Source organism: Streptomyces sp. NPDC052236, from assembly GCF_044548015.1.
GTDB lineage: Bacteria > Actinomycetota > Actinomycetes > Streptomycetales > Streptomycetaceae > Streptomyces.
The window spans coordinates 26114-44614 of the sequence record NZ_JBIUBL010000006.1 but is presented as its reverse complement, the minus strand read 5'-3'; the positions used below and the strand labels follow the sequence as shown (position 1 = coordinate 44614).

Sequence of the window (18501 nt, the reverse complement as noted above, 5' to 3'; positions counted from 1 at the left end):
GCGGCGCGGTCGGCATCTGAGCATGCCGTCCCCGAGGGGTGTCATCGTTGACTTATGTCATCGTTGACACCGCTTGCCGAGGATGATGGACTCCATCTCCCGGAAACGTCAATGCCCTGCGCCCGTCACAAATTGGCAACGCCCCCCGCGGCCGTCGCCTGCCCATAGCCGTCCGGCTGCCGCGCCACGACGCGTCCGGATCGCCCGTACGTCTCTCAGAGAAGAGCAGCCCATGAGCCCGCGTCAGGTCACCGTCCTGGGGGAGTGCGTCGCGGACGCGTTCGCCGAACCCGGGGGCACCTCGAACGAACTCGCCCTGCGCGTACTGCCCGGCGGTGGACCTGCGAATACGGCAGTGGCCCTGGCCCGGCTCGGCACCCCGGCCCGCTTCCTCGCGCGCTTGTCCGGCGATGTGTTCGGCCGCCTGTTCCGCGCCCACCTGGAGGCGTCCGGGGTGGACCTGTCGAGTGCCGTCCAGGCCGCTGAGCCCAGCACACTGGCCGTGGCGGAACTGGACGCCGAAGGGCAGGCCGCGTTCTCCTTCCACGCGCAGGCCACCGCCGACTGGCAGTGGACGACCGCGGAACTGGCCGGGGTGGACCTGTCCGACAGCGTCTGCGTGCACACCGGATCCCTGGCCCTGGTCCAGGAGCCCGGGGCGGCGGCGGTCGAGGACTTCCTCGCGGCGGCCGCCCCCGGGGCGACCATCAGTATCGACCCCAATGTCCGGCCGCTGCTGGTGCACCCTGACGTCTACCGCGCCCGGCTGGCGTACTGGTGTGGCCTCGCCGATGTGCTCCGGCTGAGTGAGGACGACCTGGAACTCCTGCTGCCACAAACACCGCCCGAGCAGGCATGCGACATCTGGCACGCGGCCGGGGCACGGCTCGTCGTGATCACGCGCGGCGCCGACGGCGCCCTGGCCTCGCTCGACGGCGAACGGATACAGGTGCCCGCCGTGCCGACGAGGGTCGCCGACACCGTCGGGGCGGGGGACTCCTTCACCGCCGGGCTGCTGCACCACCTCGGCGCCCGCGGCCTCCTCGGCGGCCGGCTGACGGAACTCCGTATCGGCGATGTCGCGGAAGCCTGCCTGTTCGCCACCCAGGTCGCGGCCCTGACCTGCTCGGTTGCCGGTCCCAATCCGCCGTGGCAGAGCCAGTTGACGCAGCTCGCCACAGCTGACGGCGTATGACGGGCAGGCGAGCCCCGCAGGGGTAACATCACGCCCGAACCGGTTGACGCACCGGCCGAGTTGCCCCCATCATCGGGCCACTCGATGTCATCGATGACACAAGTCGACGATGACACTCCTTGTCGACGCCGCGGACGACGGCGTCGGCAAGGTGTCACTTTTCGGTCGGTCCGCGCCGGGCAGCAGGCTCCGCTGCGTGGACGGCCGCGGCACAGGAGATCCCATGAGCTCTGGACGTGTATCCCGGCATGCCCGCATGCGGCTGATCGCGGCGGTGGCCACCGTCTGCGCCCTGTCCGCAGCCCCGCTGGCCCCCCAGGCCGTCGCTGCAGACACCCCGCCGTACTCCGAAACCTACCGGCCCCAGTTCCACTTCACCCCAGAGAAGAACTGGATGAACGACCCCAACGGCCTCGTGTACTACAAGGGCGAGTACCACCTCTTCTACCAGTACAACCCGAGCGGCAACTCCTGGGGCGACATGTCCTGGGGGCACGCGGTGAGCAAGGATCTCGTGCACTGGAAGGAGCTGCCACTCGCCCTGTCGCACGACGACGAGGAGATGGTGTTCTCCGGCAGCGCGGTCGTCGACTGGAACAACACCACCGGGTTCGGCACCAAGAAGAACCCGCCCATGGTGGCGATCTACACCAGCCACGCCAAGGACACGGGCATACAGGCCCAGTCGCTCGCCTACAGCACCGACCGCGGCCGCACCTGGACCAAGTACCAGGGCAATCCCGTCATCGACATCGGCTCCAAGGAGTTCCGCGACCCCAAGGTCCAGTGGTACGCGCCGACCAAGAGCTGGCTGATGACAGTGTCGCTGTCCACCGAGCACAAGGTGCGGTTCTACTCGTCGAAGAACCTCAAGGACTGGAACCTGCTCAGCGAGTTCGGGCCGGCCGGTGCCACGGGCGGCGTGTGGGAGTGCCCCGACCTGTTCCCCCTCGCGGTCGACGGGGACGAGAACAACATCAAGTGGGTTCTCGTCGTCAACATCAACCCCGGTGGTATCGCCGGTGGTTCGGCCGCCCAGTACTTCATCGGCGACTTCGACGGCAAGAAGTTCACCGCCGAGGACAAGGGCGCCTACACCCCGCCCACCGGCACGGTGGTTCAGGACTTCGAGGGCACCGACTTCGGTACGTGGACGACCACCGGCACCGCGTTCGGCGACGGACCGGCGGCCGGGGCACTGGCCGGGCAGGGGACCGTCGACGGCTTCGACGGCAAGGGCCTCGCCAGCAGCTTCCACTCAGGTGACGGCAGCACCGGCACCCTCACCTCGCCCGAATTCGCCGTCGACAGCTCCTACCTGAACTTCAAGGTCGGCGGCGGACGGCACCCGCACGAGTCCGGAACCGTCATGGAGCAGGGGCCGCCGCCCGAGGGGACGGTCCTGGCCGACTTCGAAGGCGGCAGCTACGGCGACTGGACGCAGACCGGAGACGCCTTCGGCTCGGCACCGGCCACCGGCACCCTCCCCAACCAGCAAGAGGTCTCCGGATTCCTGGGCGACGGACTGGTCAACACCTACCTCAACGGTGACTCCACCACCGGCACCCTCACCTCGCCCGAATTCACCATCGACAAGAAGCACATCAACTTCCTCATCGGCGGCGGCAACCACCCCGCCGGCTCCGCCGACTCCACCGCCCTCGAACTCCTCGTCGACGGCCAAGTGGTGCGCAGTGCCACCGGAAAGGATGCCGAGGCGCTCAACTGGGCCTCGTGGGACGTCAGCGACTTCGCAGGCAAGAAGGCGCAGATCAGGATCGTCGATGACAACACCGGCGGCTGGGGTCACCTCAACGTCGATCACATCATGCTGTCCGACACCAAGGCCCAGCCCGTCTCCCAGGAGACGTCCGTCAACCTGATCGTCGACGGCCAGGTCGTCCGCAGCGCCACCGGCGCCAACAGCGAGACCCTGGACTGGGCCTCCTTCGACCTGCGTCCCTACACCGGCAAGAAGGCACGTATCCAGATCGTCGACATGAACACCGCCGGCTGGGGCCACATCCTGGCCGACCGGTTCACCGCCGCCGAAACCCCCGCCAAATCCGTCGTGCAGCGCGCCGACTGGGCCGACTACGGCAAGGACTACTACGCGGCGGTGTCCTGGGAGAACGCACCGGGCGGCAAGCGGTACATGATCGGCTGGATGAACAACTGGGACTACAGCGGTGCCATCCCCACCTCCCCCTGGCGCGGCGCGCAAAGTGTCCCCCGGGAGGTGGCCCTGCGCACGATCGACGGCCGGATCCGGCTGACCAGCAAGCCGGTCGACAGCCTGCAGTCCCTCCGGCAGAAGCGCCCGGCAAAGGCGGCCGGCGTCACCGTCAAGAGCACCTCGAAGCCCCTGATCGGCCCCGCGGCCGGGGGCAAGGCACTCGACATCGAAGCCACCTTCTCCCTCAAGGACGCCGAACGCTTCGGCCTCAAGGTGCGCACCGGCGCCAACGGCGAGGAGACCGTCATCGGCTACGACACCACGACACAGGAGCTGTACGTCGACCGCACCCGCTCCGGCGCCGTGGACTTCAACAGCACCTTCCCCGGCGTCCAGCGAGCCCCGCTGCAGGCGAAGAACGGCAAGGTGAAGCTGCGGATCCTTGTCGACTGGTCGTCCGTCGAGGTCTTCGGCGGCAGCGGCGAAGCGGTGATCACCGACCAGATCTTCCCCGACCCCGCCAGCCAGGGAGTGGAGGTCTTCGCCGAGAACGGTTCGGTGAAGCTGGACCTGGCCGGCGTCTGGCACCTCGACTCCTACCACGACTGATCCCGATCCCGATCCCGACCACGGAGGACACCACACTGTGAACAAGACCCTGCTCGCCGAGTTCACCGCCCGAGAGGGAGCGGAGGACGAGGTCGCCCGCCTGATCCTGGACTACGCCAAGAAGGTGCGCGAGGAAGACGGCAACCTCGCCTTCGACGTCTGCACCAAGGCGGCCAACCCGCGCGCCTACTGGATCTTCGAGGTGTACCGGGACGAGGACGCCTTCCAGGCACATCTGAAGGCCCCGTACGGCGGCCCGTTCAACACCGCACTCGCCCCGCTGATCGAGGAGGACGCCTCGGTGCTGACTTTCCTCGACCCGGTGACGTGACGTCGGCCTCCGCTCAGTGTCCAGTCAGTGTCCAGGAACGGTGGACTCGCTGTAGGACTTGCGCAACCCGGTGGCTGAGATCGCGAGTTCGTCGGTCGTTGTCGTCATGCCGCAGAGCTTGGGACCGAGCCGGTTCAGTACGGTTTCAGCGCGGTTTCAGCCTCTCCACGCCACGGAACCGCGCAGGGGCCTGATCCGCTCGCGGCAAAGGCCCACGGATGCCGCCGCACCCCTTCCGTGACGCTACGTCAGCCATGTGGCGGATGACCGGTGTCCACCACGGCGTCTTGTCCCGGCGGGGCATGCTCGGCCCGTGAGCAAGGTCCCGGCGGCCGGATGCGGCGACTGTGGCCTTGGACGACGTGGCCGAAAGGCAGCAACGTGATGACATCCTCCCGGATCCGCGCGGCCGTGGCCGGCGCCGTGCTCGCGACGGTGCTGACCGTCACGGGCGGCGCCACCGCGCAGGCGCAACCGCAGGCCGTCCCTCCCGTGGACCACAACTGTCTGAGCCCGAGCGGGACGAATCTCAACACCTTGCTCGACATCAGGGAACGCGTCATCGGTCCTCCCGCCTGCCGTGAGGCATTCGCAGGCGAACGGTGGGTCCGCTCCTTCCCCAGCTGGGGAACGGCGCCCGACGCCGAGAGCGCCGTGTACCCGGCCGGCTACACACCCTCACGCGTCAACCCCATGGATGACTTCATCTCGAAATTCCGCGGGGTCCGGATCGTCCAGGACATCGGCACCCGTCAGGAGCGGAGCTATACCTTCGGACCAGAGGCCCTGCGTCTCGTCGCCGTCGAGGACGGGATTCCGTTCGCCTTCTTCGCCTCTCCCGCCCTGCGTCCGCTGAGCGTCGGGCCACATACGACGTCGGTCTTCATGCGGCTGAGCGAACAGCACTGCGACGGACTGGGAACCAACAGCGAGGAGAACTGCCTGCCCGGCGGCGAGTTCCCCTACCACGCGAACGTGCCCATCACGTTCTTCCCGCGGAACGCAGTCCCGCCTCGGTCATAGGTGCAGGGGCGGAGCCTCGTCATCGCGGCTACGGGTCCGCAGTCGCGGAGTCGGAGGGGCCGTTGTCGCGCAGGCGGCGCAGGACGAGAGCAAGGGCGAGCCGGGTGCGGCCGGCCGGAGTGGTGACCCGGAAACCCAGCACGGTCTCGGCTCGGGTCAGCCGGTCGGCGACCGAACTGCGGTGCAGGTGAAGGTCGGACGCCGCGCGGCGCAGCGATTCGGCCGCACAGTAGACGTGCAGGGTGTGGAGCATGGACGCCCCGGACGTCTCTGCCATGACCCTGTCCAGCGCGGCCAGATCGGGGCTCTCGGCGAACGCGGCGAGGGGCAGCTGCTCGGCCAGCAGCGCGAACGCGCCGAGGTTGTCCCACCACACCAGCGGCGCTCCGGTCAGGTGCGCGGTGGCCGCTTCGCCGTTCGGCCCGCTCTGGCCGGTGAATCGCAGGGCAACCTGGGCGGAGCTCCATGACCGCCACGCCTGGGACGCCGGTACGCACGCGCCCACCCCGATCCTCGTACCGGGCGGCGAGGCCGACAGGCCAAGCTCGCCGCCGTCCACGGTGAGCACCGCGTGCAGGTCGCCGAGGGCCGCCTGATGAGCCGGGTGGGCCGCGCGGGCCGACCGGCAGGCCGCAGCCACGTCCGTCCCGCCTCCGCCGGCCACGGCCAGCACTCTCACCCGTGCGCTGGGTGCGACGCCCATCAGATGCAGTGCCCGGGCACGCTCGGCATCGCCGGCGCTCCGGCTGAGCACCAGTTCCAGCAGCGCCGGGTCACCGAGTTCGGGAGCGGGCAGATTCTGGTGCCCGAGCAGTACGGCCGCGGCTATGGCGAACCGTTCCAGCAGGATCGGGTCGAGCGGGAGGGCCGTGTCTCCGACCCGCTCCACCCACACCTGGCCCCCGCCTTCCAGCGGATGGGTGGTGGCGTTCGGCGGCGGCCCCGCGGCGTCGAGCCCGGTGCCGTCGGGCGTGGCCCGCAGCAGCACACCGCCACCGGGCGCACTGAGCCCGCAGGGCCGCTCGGCCAGCCGAGCCGCGGCGCGCACCAGCGTGGGGGCGTCCGCCCGGTTGCGTACCAGGGCGTCGAAGAAGGAGATCACCCGGACCGCGTTCCCCGCGGCGGCGTCGAGTGCGCTCAGGCGTAGCAGCAGCGCTTGCATGAGCGCACGCTACCTTGTGGCCGAAGCGGCATATAGGGGGTGAATGGGATACGAGCCGACCGACGCCGGTCGGGCCGGGCAGCCGGTTTCGCGGCCGTACGGCGGGTGGTCTGTCACCGGGCATGGCCGCACCATGAGGCCAGTCCGTTCAAGCCAGTCCGTTCAAGGAGGAACAATGACGTACGGCTTCGACCCCGAGCTGGCCCCCTGGGCAGCGATGCTGCCCGACATCGACTTCGCCGACCCGGTCACCGCGCGCGCCGAGCTGTCGGCCACCTACGCCCAGCTCCCGCCGTACGAGGCGACGCGTCCCCTGACGGTGACGGACGAGGCAACCGCCCCGGTACCGGTCCGGATCTACGCGCCGGCCGAGCGCACCGAGCCGCTGCCCGGCCTGCTGTGCCTGCACAGCGGCGGCTTCGTAGCGGGCGGCCTGGACACCGTGGACGCCTCCGCCCGGCATATCGCCGACGCCGTCGGCGCGGTCGTGGTGTCCGTTGACTACCGGCTCGCCCCCGAGCACCCCTTCCCGGCAGGTCTGGAGGACTGCTATGCCGTGCTGGAGTGGGTCGCCAAGAACGCTTCCGTCCTGGGCATCGATCCGACGCGTGTCGGCGTCTACGGCGAGAGCGCCGGCGGTGGCCTTGCCGCCGCGCTCACGCTCCTCACCCGGGACCGGGGCGGCCCGGAGCTGTGCTTCCAGCACCTGGAGGTCCCCGAACTCGACGACCGCCTCGACACCCCGTCCATGCGGGCCTTCACCGACACCCCCGTCTGGCACCGTCCCAACGCGGAGGCCAGCTGGCGTCACTACACAGGTGCACTCGGTGACGCGGCCGAAGTCTCCCCCTACGCGGCCCCCGCCAGAGCCGAAGACTTGAACGGCCTGCCGCCCGCCTGGATCTCGGTCGCCGAGTTCGACCCGCTGCGTGACGAGGGCATCAGCTACGCCCACCGCCTCATCCAGGCCGGTATCCCCACGGAACTCCACACCTACCCAGGCGCCTTCCACTGCTCCTTCGTCGTCCCGGGCACCGCCATCACCGACCGCATGCTCGCCGACCGCATAGCCGCCCTGTGCCGCGGTCTTCGCTGAGACTGTCGTCTCCCATGAGCTGAGCGCACCGCCTCGTTTTGCCCGCGGAAGTCGGGGCTACTACGGTGGAAATACCAGGTCGGCGGAGCGTACACACGCAGGCACGTATCTGGGCCGGCCCCGTCGAGGGAGGACGGTATGGCAAAGATCCTGACGGTGCTCTATCCCGATCCCGTGGATGGTTACCCTCCCTCGTACGCGCGGGACACGATTCCCGCCATCAGCAGCTACCCCGGAGGGCAGTCCACGCCGACGCCGCAATCACTCGATTTCACTCCTGGCGAGTTGGTCGGCTGCGTATCGGGACAGCTCGGCCTGCGCCGGTTCCTGGAGGAACGGGGCCACAGCGTGATCTTCACCTCGGACAAGGAGGGTCCGGACTCCACATTGGAGCGGGAACTCCCCGACTCCGACGTGGTGATCTCACAGCCCTTCTGGCCCGCCTATCTCACCCCTGAGCGGATCGCCAAGGCTCCGAAGCTGAAGCTGGCGATCACCGCGGGGATCGGCTCGGACCACGTGGACCTCCCCAGCGCCATCGCCCATGACATCACGGTGGCGGAGGTGACCTTCAGCAACAGCATCAGCGTGTCGGAACACGCGGTCATGCAGATCCTCGCTCTGGTCCACAACTATCTGCCCGCCCATGAGTGGGTCACGACCAGGAAAGGCTGGAACGTAGCGGACAGCGTCTCCCGGAACTACGACCTGGAAGGGATGGACGTCGGCGTCCTGGGGGCCGGCCGGATCGGCCAGGCGGTACTGCGCCGGCTCAAGCCGTTCGACGTGTCACTGCACTACTCCGACGTGCAGCGGCTGCCCGCGGAGATCGAGAACGAGTTCGGCGCGACCTGGCACCCCGATGTCCGCTCCCTGGCCGGATCGGTGGATGTGCTGTCGATTCACGCGCCTTTGCATCCGAAGACGGTCAACCTCTTCAACGACGACCTGATCGGCGCCATGAAGCGCGGGTCCTACATCGTCAACACGGCACGCGCGCTCATCGTCAACAGGGACGCCGTCGTGCGCGCCCTCGAAAGCGGCCGGCTGGCCGGCTATGCCGGTGATGTCTGGTACCCGGAGCCGCCGGAGCCCGAACACCCCTGGCGGACCATGCCGCACGAGGGAATGACGCCACACGTCGCCGGTTCGACGCTCTCCGCGCAGGCCCGTTACGCGGCCGGGGTCCGGGAGATTCTGGAGTGCTGGTTCGACAGCCGACCCATCCGCCAGGAGTACCTGATCGTGGAGGGCGGCAAGCTGGCCGGGACCGGGGCACGTTCCTACACGGTCCAGGGGCCCGGAGGCTGAGACGGGGAGGTCTGTTCAGCGGTTCAGCGCGAGCGGCGTTCGCGGAACAGAAGGCTCAGGGTCGCGGGCAGGGGCGGTCGGGCCGAGCCGTGCAGCAGGGCCGCCCCCTTTGCCCGCGCCGCCACGGCCGTGAGATCCTCGATGCCGATCATGGCGCGGAAAAGCGGCCGGCCTTCGGGCGGTACGAGGTCGGCCAGCGGCCGTCCGGCAGCCAGGGACTGACGTGCCTGGCCGAGGACATGGTCCAGCAGAGCGCGCGTGCCGGAGGTGTCCCGGGCGGACTCCAGGTCCGCGCGGGTGACTCCGTATGCGTCGAGGGTGTCCTGGGGGAGGTTGAGGCGCCCCTCTGCGAGGTCTTCGGCCAGATCGTTGGCGAAGTCGAGGCGCTGGCTGCCGTCGATGTACGTACGGCACGCCTCGCGGTAACCGGCCGGGGTGTCCTCACCCACCAGGAGGCCGGCGATCAGCATGAAAGCGGGGAGCGCATAGGCGTCGAGGTAGGACTGGTAGTCCGCCTCGGTGGCGAATCCGGCGAAGTCGAGGTCAGTCGGAGCGGCAGCGAGGAAGTCCAGTACGCGGGTACGCAACGGTGGGTGCGCGGCGATGGTGTGCACCAGGGGCCGGATGTCAGGGTGGTCGTCGGCGCCGGTCGACACCCCCTCGCGGACCTGTTTCTCCCAGTGCGCGAAGGCGGCGGCGCGCCCGGCTTCCGGGCCGCTGTCGAGGAGGCTGTCGGTGCGGTGCATGAAGGCGGTGACCGTCAGCAGGTGGGGGAGGAGGTGGCGGGCCACCAGCAGGCGAGTGGCCAGATAGGCACTGGGCCGGTAGCGGGCGACGAGTATGCGCTGCCGTGTGTAGTCGCCGCGCAGGGCGACCGTGTCGATCCCGGCGGCGTCCAAGGCCCTGCCCCACCACAGCCCCATGAGCCGATCCTCCTCGATCCCCGCATCGCGACGGCAACCCCGCCACCGTAGTGGCCGGCCCCGGCCCCGGCCCTGCCCGGCCGGATCAGTTCGCTGCCGCCAGTTCGGCGCGGGACAGAGCGACTTCGAGTACAACCAGCAGCGCGTCCCGTACCGAGCCCGTCTTCCGTGCGTCGAAGACGATCAGCGGTACGTGCTCGGAGATGTCCAGGGCCCACCGCACCTCGTCCAGGTCGTGCTCGACCTCCCCGTCGAACGCGTTGACGGCGACAGCGAACGGGATGTCCCTGTGCTCGAAGTAGTCCACCGCCGCATAACAGTCGTCCAGGCGGCGGGTGTCCACGATCACCAGACCGCCGAGGGCGCCCTCGGCCACGTCGTCCCACATGAAACCGAACCGGTCCTGGCCCGGCGTGCCGAACAGATAGACCTTCAGGGTCGGGTCGATCGTGATGCAGCCGAAGTCCATGGCGACCGTGGTGGTCGTCTTGCCGGGCGTGTGGGTGAGATCGTCCACGCCCGCCGCGACCTCGGTTATCGCGGCCTCCGTGGTGAGCGGTCGTATCTCGGAGATCGCGCCCACGGCCGTGGTCTTGCCGACCCCGAAGCCGCCGGCGATGACCAGCTTGACCGGCAGCGGCGGCTGTTCAACCGGTGTCGGAGCGTGTGCCCCGTGAGTCGGGTACGGCGCGGAGACCATCGATAACCCTTCGCAGTACGGAGATGTCCTGGGCTGTCCTGGCGTTCGGCAGGTAGATCGCCAGATGCCCGGCGGCACACAGGTCCTCGGCCAGCACCCGGACAACGTTGAGGTGCAGTCGCAGCCGGGCGGCCAGTTCCGCCACCGACTGCGGCCGTCGGCAGGCGGCGACGATGTCGTGGTTTTCGAAAGTGAGAGAGCCGAGGCCCAAGAGCCCGTCCGAGGTCGACACGACCTGGGTCTCGATCGGGATCGGCGGCCCGGTTCCACCCCCCGAAACCCGGCCGGCCGTCAGCAGGAACGGCCGGATCGCCGGGGCGCGGCCAACCGGCTCCGGCGACTCCCACGCGTCCCCCGACGCCTCGTGTGGTGCTGCTCCACCGACGGCCATCACGATCCCTTCCTCCGTCCCGTATCCGTGATCCTGGCCTCGGGGACGGGTCAGCCGGCCGGTGCGGCCCCGACGTTCTTCTTCAGCTCCAGTACCAGTTGGGGGGTGAGCGCCGCGCCGGCCCGGTTGGCGAAGAGGGTCATCTCGTAGGCGATATTGCCCAGCTTCGCCTCCTTCGAGGTGACCACCCCGAGGACGGCGCCGCTGCCGATGGCCGACACCAGCACATGGCCGCTCTCCAGGTCGATGATCACCTTGTTCAGGGAGCCCAGGCCGTAGTTGCCGGACGCGCCCGCGGCGAGACTCGTGATGCCGGACACGATCGCGGCGAGCCGTTCGGAGTCGGCCTGGTCGCGCAGTTGGGAGACCGCGATCAGGAGGCCGTCGGACGACACCGCGATCGCGTCGACGACGCCTGCGGTCTCCGTGGCGAACCGGTCGAGCAGCCAGGTGAAATCGGCCGCGGCGGCTCGCAGGTCGGTTGATTCCGCCCGCTCGGGACTGCTGTCACCTGTCGACGTGGTCACTGCCCGACTCCTTCTGTGATTCCTGGTGTGGCGATGGTGCTGATTCCGTCCGGGCGAGGGCACTGTCCTGCTCCGCCCTGCGTACAGCGGCCTCGAACTCGTCGAGTTCCGAGCGGACCGCGTCGGCGTCGACGGGCTGCCGTACGGCCGGGGTCCCGCGGTCCGCCGGTGTGGTGGTCATGGCGAGTGCCGCGCCCCGTACCCGCCGCCGCAGCGGCCGGGAAGCATCCGGCGCGGGCGGCTCGTCGGAGGCAGCGGCGGTCCGCGCCGCGCCGGTGCGGGCGGGGACGCGTCGGGGGAGGCCACCCGGCGGCAACGGGGCCCACCGTTCGGGGGCGGCGGTCGCGGGAGCCGGTACGGGCGGGGGCACAGCCGCGACGGTTTCCTGCTCCTGCCCGCTCTCCGGCTCCGGCTCTGGTCCCTGCTCCTGCTCTGGCTCCTGCTTCGCCGGAAGCGCCGTCACGGTCCCGGCCGGGCCCGTGACGGAGGGCGGCGTGAGGTCCACAGGGCTCATGGTCAGCAGCAGCGTGGAGGGGATCCAGACAGTGCTGGTGACCCCGCCGCCCGGCGTACGGCTCAGGGTCACCTGTACGCCCCAGCGCCGGGCGAGACTGCCGACCACGAACAGGCCGAGCACCTTGGTCGGTACGAGGTCCAGCCGTTCCCGCCGGATCAGCCGGGCGTTCTCCTCCGCGAGGCGTTCCGCGCCCATGCCGAGGCCGTGGTCGATCACCTCGATCAGCGCACCGCCGTCCGCGGTGACGTCGGTACCGGGCCGGACGGCCACCTCGACGCGCGTGTGCGAGGGCGAGAACCCGACCGCGTTCTCCAGCAGTTCGGCGACCATCAGGGTCAGGTCGCCGATGATGTCGGGCGCGACGGTGACCTCCGTCTCGGACCGCAGGGACACCCGCTGGTATCCCTCGATCTGGCCGAGCCCCGCCCGTATGACGTTGGCCAGGGTGGTCGGCCGCGTCTCGACGCCCGTCTCCCGGATCCCGGCAAGCAGCATCAGGCTGTCGGCGTTGCGCTGGAGGCGTACGGCGATGTGGTCGATGCGGTAGAGCCGTTCGAGGATATCGGGGTCGGTCTCCTCGCGTTCGACGGCGTCGATCAGCGTGAGCTGACGGGAGGTCAGGTTGCTGACCCGGCGTCCGACGTTGCCGAACATCTCGGCGACGTTGCGGCGGCTCAGCACCTGCCGTTCCAGCAGTCGGGCGGCGGTGACCTGCACCCGGTTGAACGCCTCGGCCAGGTCGCCGATCTCGTCGCGGACCGGGACCGGGATCATCCGTGGCCGCAGGGGCGTGCTGTCGGCGGATTCGTCGTCCGCGACCCGGTCGAGTTCCGCACCCGCCACGTCGACCACCTGCTGGGCGGCGCCGGTCAGGGCCGCCAGGGGGCGTACGACCGAGCGCCGGACCAGGACGGAGAAGGCCAGCCACACGGCGAAACCGAGGAGGGCCAGACCCAGCATGGCCAGTGCCTTGCGCAGGGCGTTCTCGGAGATGTCGTCGGCCCGGGCGGCGATCTGCCCGATCAGCGACCCGGTGATGCCGAGGCGGGTCTCCGCCTGCTGTGCTCCCGCGGTGATCGACTTGCGCAGCTGCTGCGGCGTCTGGGCCTGCAGCGAAGTCGGATCGATCTGCAGCTCCGCGAACTGGGACTCGATGCCGTGCTCCTCGGCACTGCGCTCGATGCCGCCCATTCTCAGGATCTGCTCCGGGGCGGCGATCCGGCTGAATCGTTCCGCCTGGTGGTGGTAGAGCTCGCGGGCGCCGACAGCGCGGGTGTACTCGGTGAGGGCGTTGGCGTCACGGGTCTGGGCGGAGAACACGCCGCTCTCGAAGGCCGCGTGGGCGGCGTCGGCGCGCAGTACCGCGTCGAGCAGATTGGTGACCGTGGACGACGAGGTGCCGGAGAAGTGGTCGAGACCGATGCCGTCGATCAGGTAGTCGACCGCGGAGGCGTACGCGGGGTCGATGTTGGCGGCGGAGACCGAGCCCCGTTCGGCCTTCTCGCGCAGGACGACGAGGCCGCGGATGTACTCGAGCGCCTGCGCCTCCTCGTCCGGCAGGCCCGGCCCGAACGCGGAACGCACGGCGGTGACCTGCGCGTCGGTGGCCCGCTGCGCCTGCCGGTAGGCGGCGGCCGACGGTAGGGCGGCTCCGGGGCGGACCGACTCGTACTGCACGGACAGCAGCAGCGCCTGCCGGTGTTCTGCCTGCACATCGTTGATCAGTCGCGCGACCTGCTCGCTGTCGCGGACCAGCTCGGCGACCCGGTCGGCCGCCCGGGCCTGCTGTACCTGGCTGTTGACTCCGATGCCCAGCAGCACGCCGACGACCGCGACGGGCACGATCACGAAGACGTTGAGCTTCCGCCGGAACGGCCATCGGTCGAAAAGTGCCCCCGCCTTCCGGCGAAATCTCGGTGTCAGGGGTGCCCGCCCGGGCGGGTCGGGTTCGAGTGGCGGGTCCACTGTGTTCACAGACACCCAGGCCTCCTTCAATGTGCTCCTGAGCGGTGACCGAGGTGTCGTCGCTGCCGGACCGCCGACGGCCGGTGGCGCGTGACGCTCTCGAAGCCGCACTCCAATGCGAGCGGGGGAATCGCGCGTGTCACGTGTCAACCAGCCGTGCGGACACTACCGGTTGTGTGATCGCTTACAAGACATATGCCATCAAGAGTTGGTTACAAGTTGTTCATAGAGCGTCTACGGACCGCGCTGTTTCGTCTGTTGAGACGCGCGCCGCGGCCGTAAATGATCGATGCCGCCGGATATCCGGTGCCTGGCCCGGGAGTTCGCGCGGACCGGCGCCTCGCGGTTCTCTCCTCCCGACGGGGGGCCGCGTGCCGGAGCCGTCAGCACCCGTAGCCTGTCTGCTCCCCCACCCCCGTCCGTATCCTCCCCTGCCTTTTGAGGAGACCCCGTGCACCCCACCCGCAAGGCGGCCGTGACATCCGCCGCGCTCCTGGCCGTGGCCACCGCCGTCGCCGGCTGCGAGAGCGGTTCGACCACCACCGAGTCCGCCGGCTCCTCCAGACCCGGCTGCCCCACCGTCTTCGCCGCCGCCGAGAAGGCCGTCAAGAAGGCCGAAGACGTGAACGCCCCCTGGACCGGCCCCACCACCGGCCCCAAGGCCGTTCCCGGCAAGACCATCGTCTACGTCGCCCAGACCCTGTCGAACCCCGGCGTCGCGGGAGTCGCCAAGGGTGTCGAGGAGGCCGCCAAGGTCCTCGGCTGGCGCGTCCGCACCATTAACGGCAGCGGCACCCCCGACGGCATCAAGGCCGCCTTCAGCGAAGCCCTCGCCCTTGAACCCTCTGGCATCGTCGTCAGCGGCTTCGACCCCGAATCCACCGCCCAGCAGGTTCGGCGGGCCGAGGCCGCCGGCATCCCGCTGGTCGGATGGCACGCCGTCACCGTGCCGGGCCCCAGCCGGACCCCGAAGCTCTTCAGCAACATCACCACCAAGGTCGAGGACGTCGCGAAGATCAGCGCCGACTGGATCATCGCCCGGTCCAACGGCCGCGCGGGCGTGGTCCTGTTCACCGACACCTCGATACCCTTCGCCAAGCGCAAATCCGAACTGATCAAGAAGGAACTCGCCACCTGCGCCGAGGTCTCACTGCTGAGTTACGAGAACATCCCCATCCCCGAGGCCAACAGCCGCACCATCGAGGAAGTCTCCTCCCTGCTCTCCCGCTTCGGCTCCCAGTGGACCCACTCCGTCGCCATCAACGACCTGTACTTCGACCACGCGGGACCGGCCCTGCGCGCCGCCGGCAAACAGGGCGCAGACGCCCCGTTCAACATCGGCGCCGGTGACGGCGACCCGTCGGCCTTCCAGCGGATCAACAGCAAGCAGTTCCAGGCTGCCACCGTGCCTGAGCCCCTGTCCGAACAGGGCTGGCAGATCATCGACGAGTTCAACCGCTCCTTCGCCGGCGAGCCGGCCAGCGGATACGTCGCACCCGCCCACATCACCACCGCGGCGAACAGCGGCGGCGCGTTGTCCTGGGACTCCGAGGGCTACCGCCAGGCATACCGCAAGATCTGGGACAAGTAGGAGACCGGCGGCGGACCGGCTGCCGCGGAGACTGGTCCACGGTTCCGGCACGCTGCGGAAGCAGCCCGGTCTCGGCGCAAAGTCCCAGAGAAGTCCCACGGTCCGCCGCACCCCTCACCCAACGGTGTTCCTGCTGCTCAGGTGGGGTGCGGCGGCAGTGCCTCCGTACGATTGGCCTTTCGGCTGTTTCACGCTCGTGCGCGTTGATGCAGCTGTTGCGTTCCGGTTGCCGCCTAGGTGAAAATGAAAGTCATCTTTCTCTCGCTGCTTCGGGGGTTGCCGCTGTGCTGGATCCGTACGAACGCTCAGCCGAGTACCTCGACCTCATGATCGCCGAGACCTGGCAGTCCCTTGGTCCGGCACTGGCCGAAGCGCTCCAGCAGGTGAAGGCCGGGCCTGGCCCCGTGGTCGATGTCGGTGCCGGTACGGGCCGGGGGGTCCGGGCCATCTGTGCGGCGCTTCCGGGCGGTGATCCTGTGCTGGCGGTCGAGCCCTCTTCCGCGATGCGCGCCGTGCTACTGGCACGCGTCCATGACGACCCCCAACTCCGCGGTCGCGTCACCGTACTGGCGGAAGACGCCGCACACGCCCCGCTGCCTGACGCTCTGCGCGCGATCGTCGCGGTGAACGTGCTGGGGCACCTGCCTCCGGCCGAACGGCGGGCGCTGTGGAGGAGCGCCGCACGCGCACTCGCCCCCGGCGGCGCGCTCATCGTCGGTGTCGCTCCGCCCTTTACGCCCCAGCGGGTTCCGCGCACCCGGATGGCTTCGGTGACCGTGGGCGCACTCCACTACGAGGGATGGGCCACCGCGGAGCCATCGGGGCAGGACGAGATCACCTGGCACATGGACTACCGCGTCCTGCGGGACGGTCTGCCGCTGTCGGAGGTCACGGTCGACTATCGCTGGTGGGTGGCGAGCGAGAGCCAACTGGCCGAGGAGGCCGCCGAAGCCGGGCTGGCCATGCGGCCCGCGGGGAATCCCGACCTCGGATTGCACCTCCTCACGCGCCACGGCGAGTAGCACCCGGTCCGGAAGGGCCCATCAGATCATGCACATCCGACGACCTCCGGGTTGTGCCTTGGCTGCCCGTCTACCCGGGGTGCCGGGGATCATCCGGCTCGGGCTCCGCCAGGATGGGTAGGCGTGCAGAGTGGGAGCCGTACATTCCTCTCCGTTCCAAGGCGGGCATCATGCGGAGGATCCTGACCCGTTTCACCCAGGTGCTCGGCCTGTGTGCGGCGCTGGCCGTCGCACTGTGGCTGGCGACCTGGCTCATCAAGAATTTCTGACCGCAGGCCGCCCTGCGGTCCGCGCGCCCTGGATACGGGCCGCGGACCGCCGGGGGCCATTGTTCAGGCGCTGCCTGCCGTGCTGCGGCGCTTCCACCACCACGCGCCGCCGGCCAGGGCCGCGAGCACTACGACACCGATGGCGATCGGCAGCGCGGGCGACGAACCGGCGTCCGACTTCTCCGCCGCGGCCTTGTCGCCCGCCTTGTCGCCCGCCTTGTCGTCCACGGCGGCAGGAGTGCTCGGCGCGGCTGTGGACGGGGCCGCTGTCGTCGGCTCGGCACTCGGGCTGGGGGTGGGGCGGGGGCTGACGGGCTTGGCCCCGGGAGCTGCGGGCTTCAGTTCAAGGATCGGGGCGGAGTGGCCGTGCCCGTGCCCGCCGCCGGACTTCTCCAGCTCGATCCAGCGATCCAACCGGCCGTCGCTGTAGGTCTGCAGGGTCTTGAACGCCAGGGACTTGGCGTCCGGGAGCTGCCTGACGGTCACGGAGTGCGCGGCGTCCTTGCCCGTGGCGAGGGCCGGACCCGACACCGCGTAACCGAGGTCTGTGAGGGCCAGCTTCCAGCCGGTGGGGCCCTCCTTGTAGGTGATGTCGGCCGGGGCCATTCCCTCGGGGAGGATCACCTCCAGCTTGGTGATCCCGGCCTTGCCGGACTCCGACTCGGCCGTGAAGTTCAGCGTGACGTTCTCGGCGAGGGCGGCGGCGCCTTCCGCCTCGACCTCTACATGCGCCGACGCCGGGACGGCGAGGGCGACGGAGGCGGCGAGGACGGCGGCGGTGACGACGAAGAGACGGCGCGCGGTGCGCGCCGTAGTGCTGCGAGACACGGGTGACTCCCATAGTGGTGTGGGGCTGTGCGGGCGCGCCGGAACGCGCCCCCGAGGTCAGACGGCGAGAGCGAATTCCGCCGGAGGGCCTCGGCGCATGACCGCGTGCGCCAGAACCAGGGAGTTGCGCGGGGGCGCCTGCGCCCGTGCCCGTACCGGCCGCAGCACGTGCGGCACAGCCGCCAAGGGACCCCTCGGCGACAGCCGTACGAAGAAGTCGCCGAGCACCTCGCCGAGGCGCTGCCCGAGGGACCGGCTGGCGGCGTCGGCGCGCTGCATGCACCAGGCCACCAGCAGGGCCGCGGCAATATGGGCCGCCGTCATGGATGTGCCGTGAAGGCCGGCATGCCATGCCTCGTGCGGACCGCCGTGGTGGGCCACCGCGTGCGGATTCGGCGCGCCGTGCCCTTCGGCCCGTACGAACCACATGTGCAGGGCACCCTGAGCCCCCGCGGTGGCCGCGATCACGGCAGGCAGTGACCGCTCGGAGCGCACGGCCGGCACCGCCAAGGCGAAGAGCAGCACGCCGGCGAGCAAGGCGGCACGCCACGGCACCGGATGGCCGGAGACCAAGTGATGCCCAGTGACGGCGAGTCCCGTGCCGACCGCGGTGAAGACCCCCGCCCGCACAGCACACACCAGCACGCCCGTCATCGGTTCCTCGCCGATGCGGCGCGCGGCACGAGTGCTGATGGTCCATGACATGGCTGCCCCATCATGGAGTACCGCCGCACCGCGTGACCCGGGGTTCCGGATTCGGTCCCCAACGGACTCCATGGCCGAGCGGGTGGAGTGGCGGGTGGAGTGTCAGTGCCCGCTGCGAGTATCGGGGCAAGTCGGCAGCCGCCGCCGTACGAGCGCTCGG

At 69.8% G+C, this 18501-nt stretch carries 16 protein-coding genes; 8 read left to right on the top strand and 8 right to left on the bottom strand.

The features are described 5' to 3' along the window. Positions 1 to 232: 232 nt before the first annotated feature. The 4 genes from ACIHCQ_RS12420 (at position 233) to ACIHCQ_RS12405 (ending at position 5334) form a co-directional block, all read left to right on the top strand. Positions 233 to 1195, top strand: a complete 963-nt coding sequence (locus tag ACIHCQ_RS12420) for a carbohydrate kinase (protein ID WP_399660984.1) — start codon at positions 233 to 235, stop codon at positions 1193 to 1195. A gap of 223 nt (positions 1196 to 1418) precedes the next feature. Further along, on the top strand, positions 1419 to 3980 hold the full coding sequence (locus ACIHCQ_RS12415) for a GH32 C-terminal domain-containing protein (RefSeq protein ID WP_399660982.1): 2562 nt from the start codon (positions 1419 to 1421) through the stop codon (positions 3978 to 3980). A gap of 37 nt (positions 3981 to 4017) precedes the next feature. Next, a complete protein-coding gene (locus ACIHCQ_RS12410) occupies positions 4018 to 4311 on the top strand; it encodes a putative quinol monooxygenase (RefSeq protein WP_399660980.1) in 294 nt (97 codons plus the stop codon). Positions 4312 to 4695: 384 nt separating this feature from the next. Further along, positions 4696 to 5334, top strand: coding sequence for a hypothetical protein (locus tag ACIHCQ_RS12405; protein WP_399660979.1), 639 nt, complete (start codon positions 4696 to 4698; stop codon positions 5332 to 5334). Positions 5335 to 5362: 28 nt separating this feature from the next. Here ACIHCQ_RS12405 and ACIHCQ_RS12400 read toward each other — a convergent pair whose 3' ends face one another. Further along, entirely contained in the window at positions 5363 to 6496 is a 1134-nt protein-coding gene (locus ACIHCQ_RS12400) for a helix-turn-helix domain-containing protein (RefSeq protein ID WP_399660977.1), read from the bottom strand. A gap of 175 nt (positions 6497 to 6671) precedes the next feature. Between ACIHCQ_RS12400 and ACIHCQ_RS12395 the strand changes: the two genes are divergently transcribed. Beyond that, entirely contained in the window at positions 6672 to 7592 is a 921-nt protein-coding gene (locus tag ACIHCQ_RS12395) for an alpha/beta hydrolase (protein WP_399660975.1), read from the top strand. 138 nt (positions 7593 to 7730) lie between these two features. Beyond that, a complete protein-coding gene (locus ACIHCQ_RS12390) occupies positions 7731 to 8903 on the top strand; it encodes an NAD-dependent formate dehydrogenase (protein ID WP_399660973.1) in 1173 nt (390 codons plus the stop codon). A gap of 23 nt (positions 8904 to 8926) precedes the next feature. Here ACIHCQ_RS12390 and ACIHCQ_RS12385 read toward each other — a convergent pair whose 3' ends face one another. From ACIHCQ_RS12385 to ACIHCQ_RS12365, 5 genes are all read right to left on the bottom strand, one after another. Next, a complete protein-coding gene (locus ACIHCQ_RS12385) occupies positions 8927 to 9826 on the bottom strand; it encodes a phytoene/squalene synthase family protein (RefSeq protein ID WP_399660971.1) in 900 nt (299 codons plus the stop codon). A gap of 85 nt (positions 9827 to 9911) precedes the next feature. Continuing rightward, on the bottom strand, positions 9912 to 10526 hold the full coding sequence (locus ACIHCQ_RS12380; protein ID WP_399660969.1) for a GTP-binding protein: 615 nt from the start codon (positions 10524 to 10526) through the stop codon (positions 9912 to 9914). Beyond that, positions 10474 to 10917: a DUF742 domain-containing protein gene (locus ACIHCQ_RS12375; protein WP_399661440.1), complete on the bottom strand. Its 444-nt coding sequence runs from the start codon at positions 10915 to 10917 to the stop codon at positions 10474 to 10476. Before ACIHCQ_RS12375 ends, ACIHCQ_RS12380 begins: the two co-directional genes overlap by 53 nt. Before the next feature lie 50 nt (positions 10918 to 10967). Then, on the bottom strand, positions 10968 to 11444 hold the full coding sequence (locus ACIHCQ_RS12370) for a roadblock/LC7 domain-containing protein (RefSeq protein ID WP_399660967.1): 477 nt from the start codon (positions 11442 to 11444) through the stop codon (positions 10968 to 10970). Next, positions 11425 to 13941, bottom strand: a complete 2517-nt coding sequence (locus ACIHCQ_RS12365; RefSeq protein ID WP_399660965.1) for an ATP-binding protein — start codon at positions 13939 to 13941, stop codon at positions 11425 to 11427. Before ACIHCQ_RS12365 ends, ACIHCQ_RS12370 begins: the two co-directional genes overlap by 20 nt. 436 nt (positions 13942 to 14377) lie before the next feature. On the opposite strand from ACIHCQ_RS12365, the gene ACIHCQ_RS12360 reads away from it, so the two are divergent. Then, a complete protein-coding gene (locus ACIHCQ_RS12360; RefSeq protein WP_399660963.1) occupies positions 14378 to 15517 on the top strand; it encodes a substrate-binding domain-containing protein in 1140 nt (379 codons plus the stop codon). A gap of 284 nt (positions 15518 to 15801) precedes the next feature. Beyond that, complete coding sequence (locus ACIHCQ_RS12355; RefSeq protein ID WP_399660961.1) at positions 15802 to 16539, top strand: class I SAM-dependent methyltransferase; 738 nt, start codon at positions 15802 to 15804, stop codon at positions 16537 to 16539. A gap of 332 nt (positions 16540 to 16871) precedes the next feature. On the opposite strand, the gene ACIHCQ_RS12350 is transcribed toward ACIHCQ_RS12355, so the two are convergent. Then, positions 16872 to 17636: a DUF1775 domain-containing protein gene (locus ACIHCQ_RS12350; protein ID WP_399660959.1), complete on the bottom strand. Its 765-nt coding sequence runs from the start codon at positions 17634 to 17636 to the stop codon at positions 16872 to 16874. A 57-nt stretch (positions 17637 to 17693) separates the two neighbouring features. Next, the gene (locus ACIHCQ_RS12345; protein WP_399660957.1) at positions 17694 to 18341 is read right to left on the bottom strand and encodes a hypothetical protein; all 648 of its coding nucleotides are present in this window, start codon (positions 18339 to 18341) and stop codon (positions 17694 to 17696) included. Positions 18342 to 18501 lie beyond the last annotated feature (160 nt).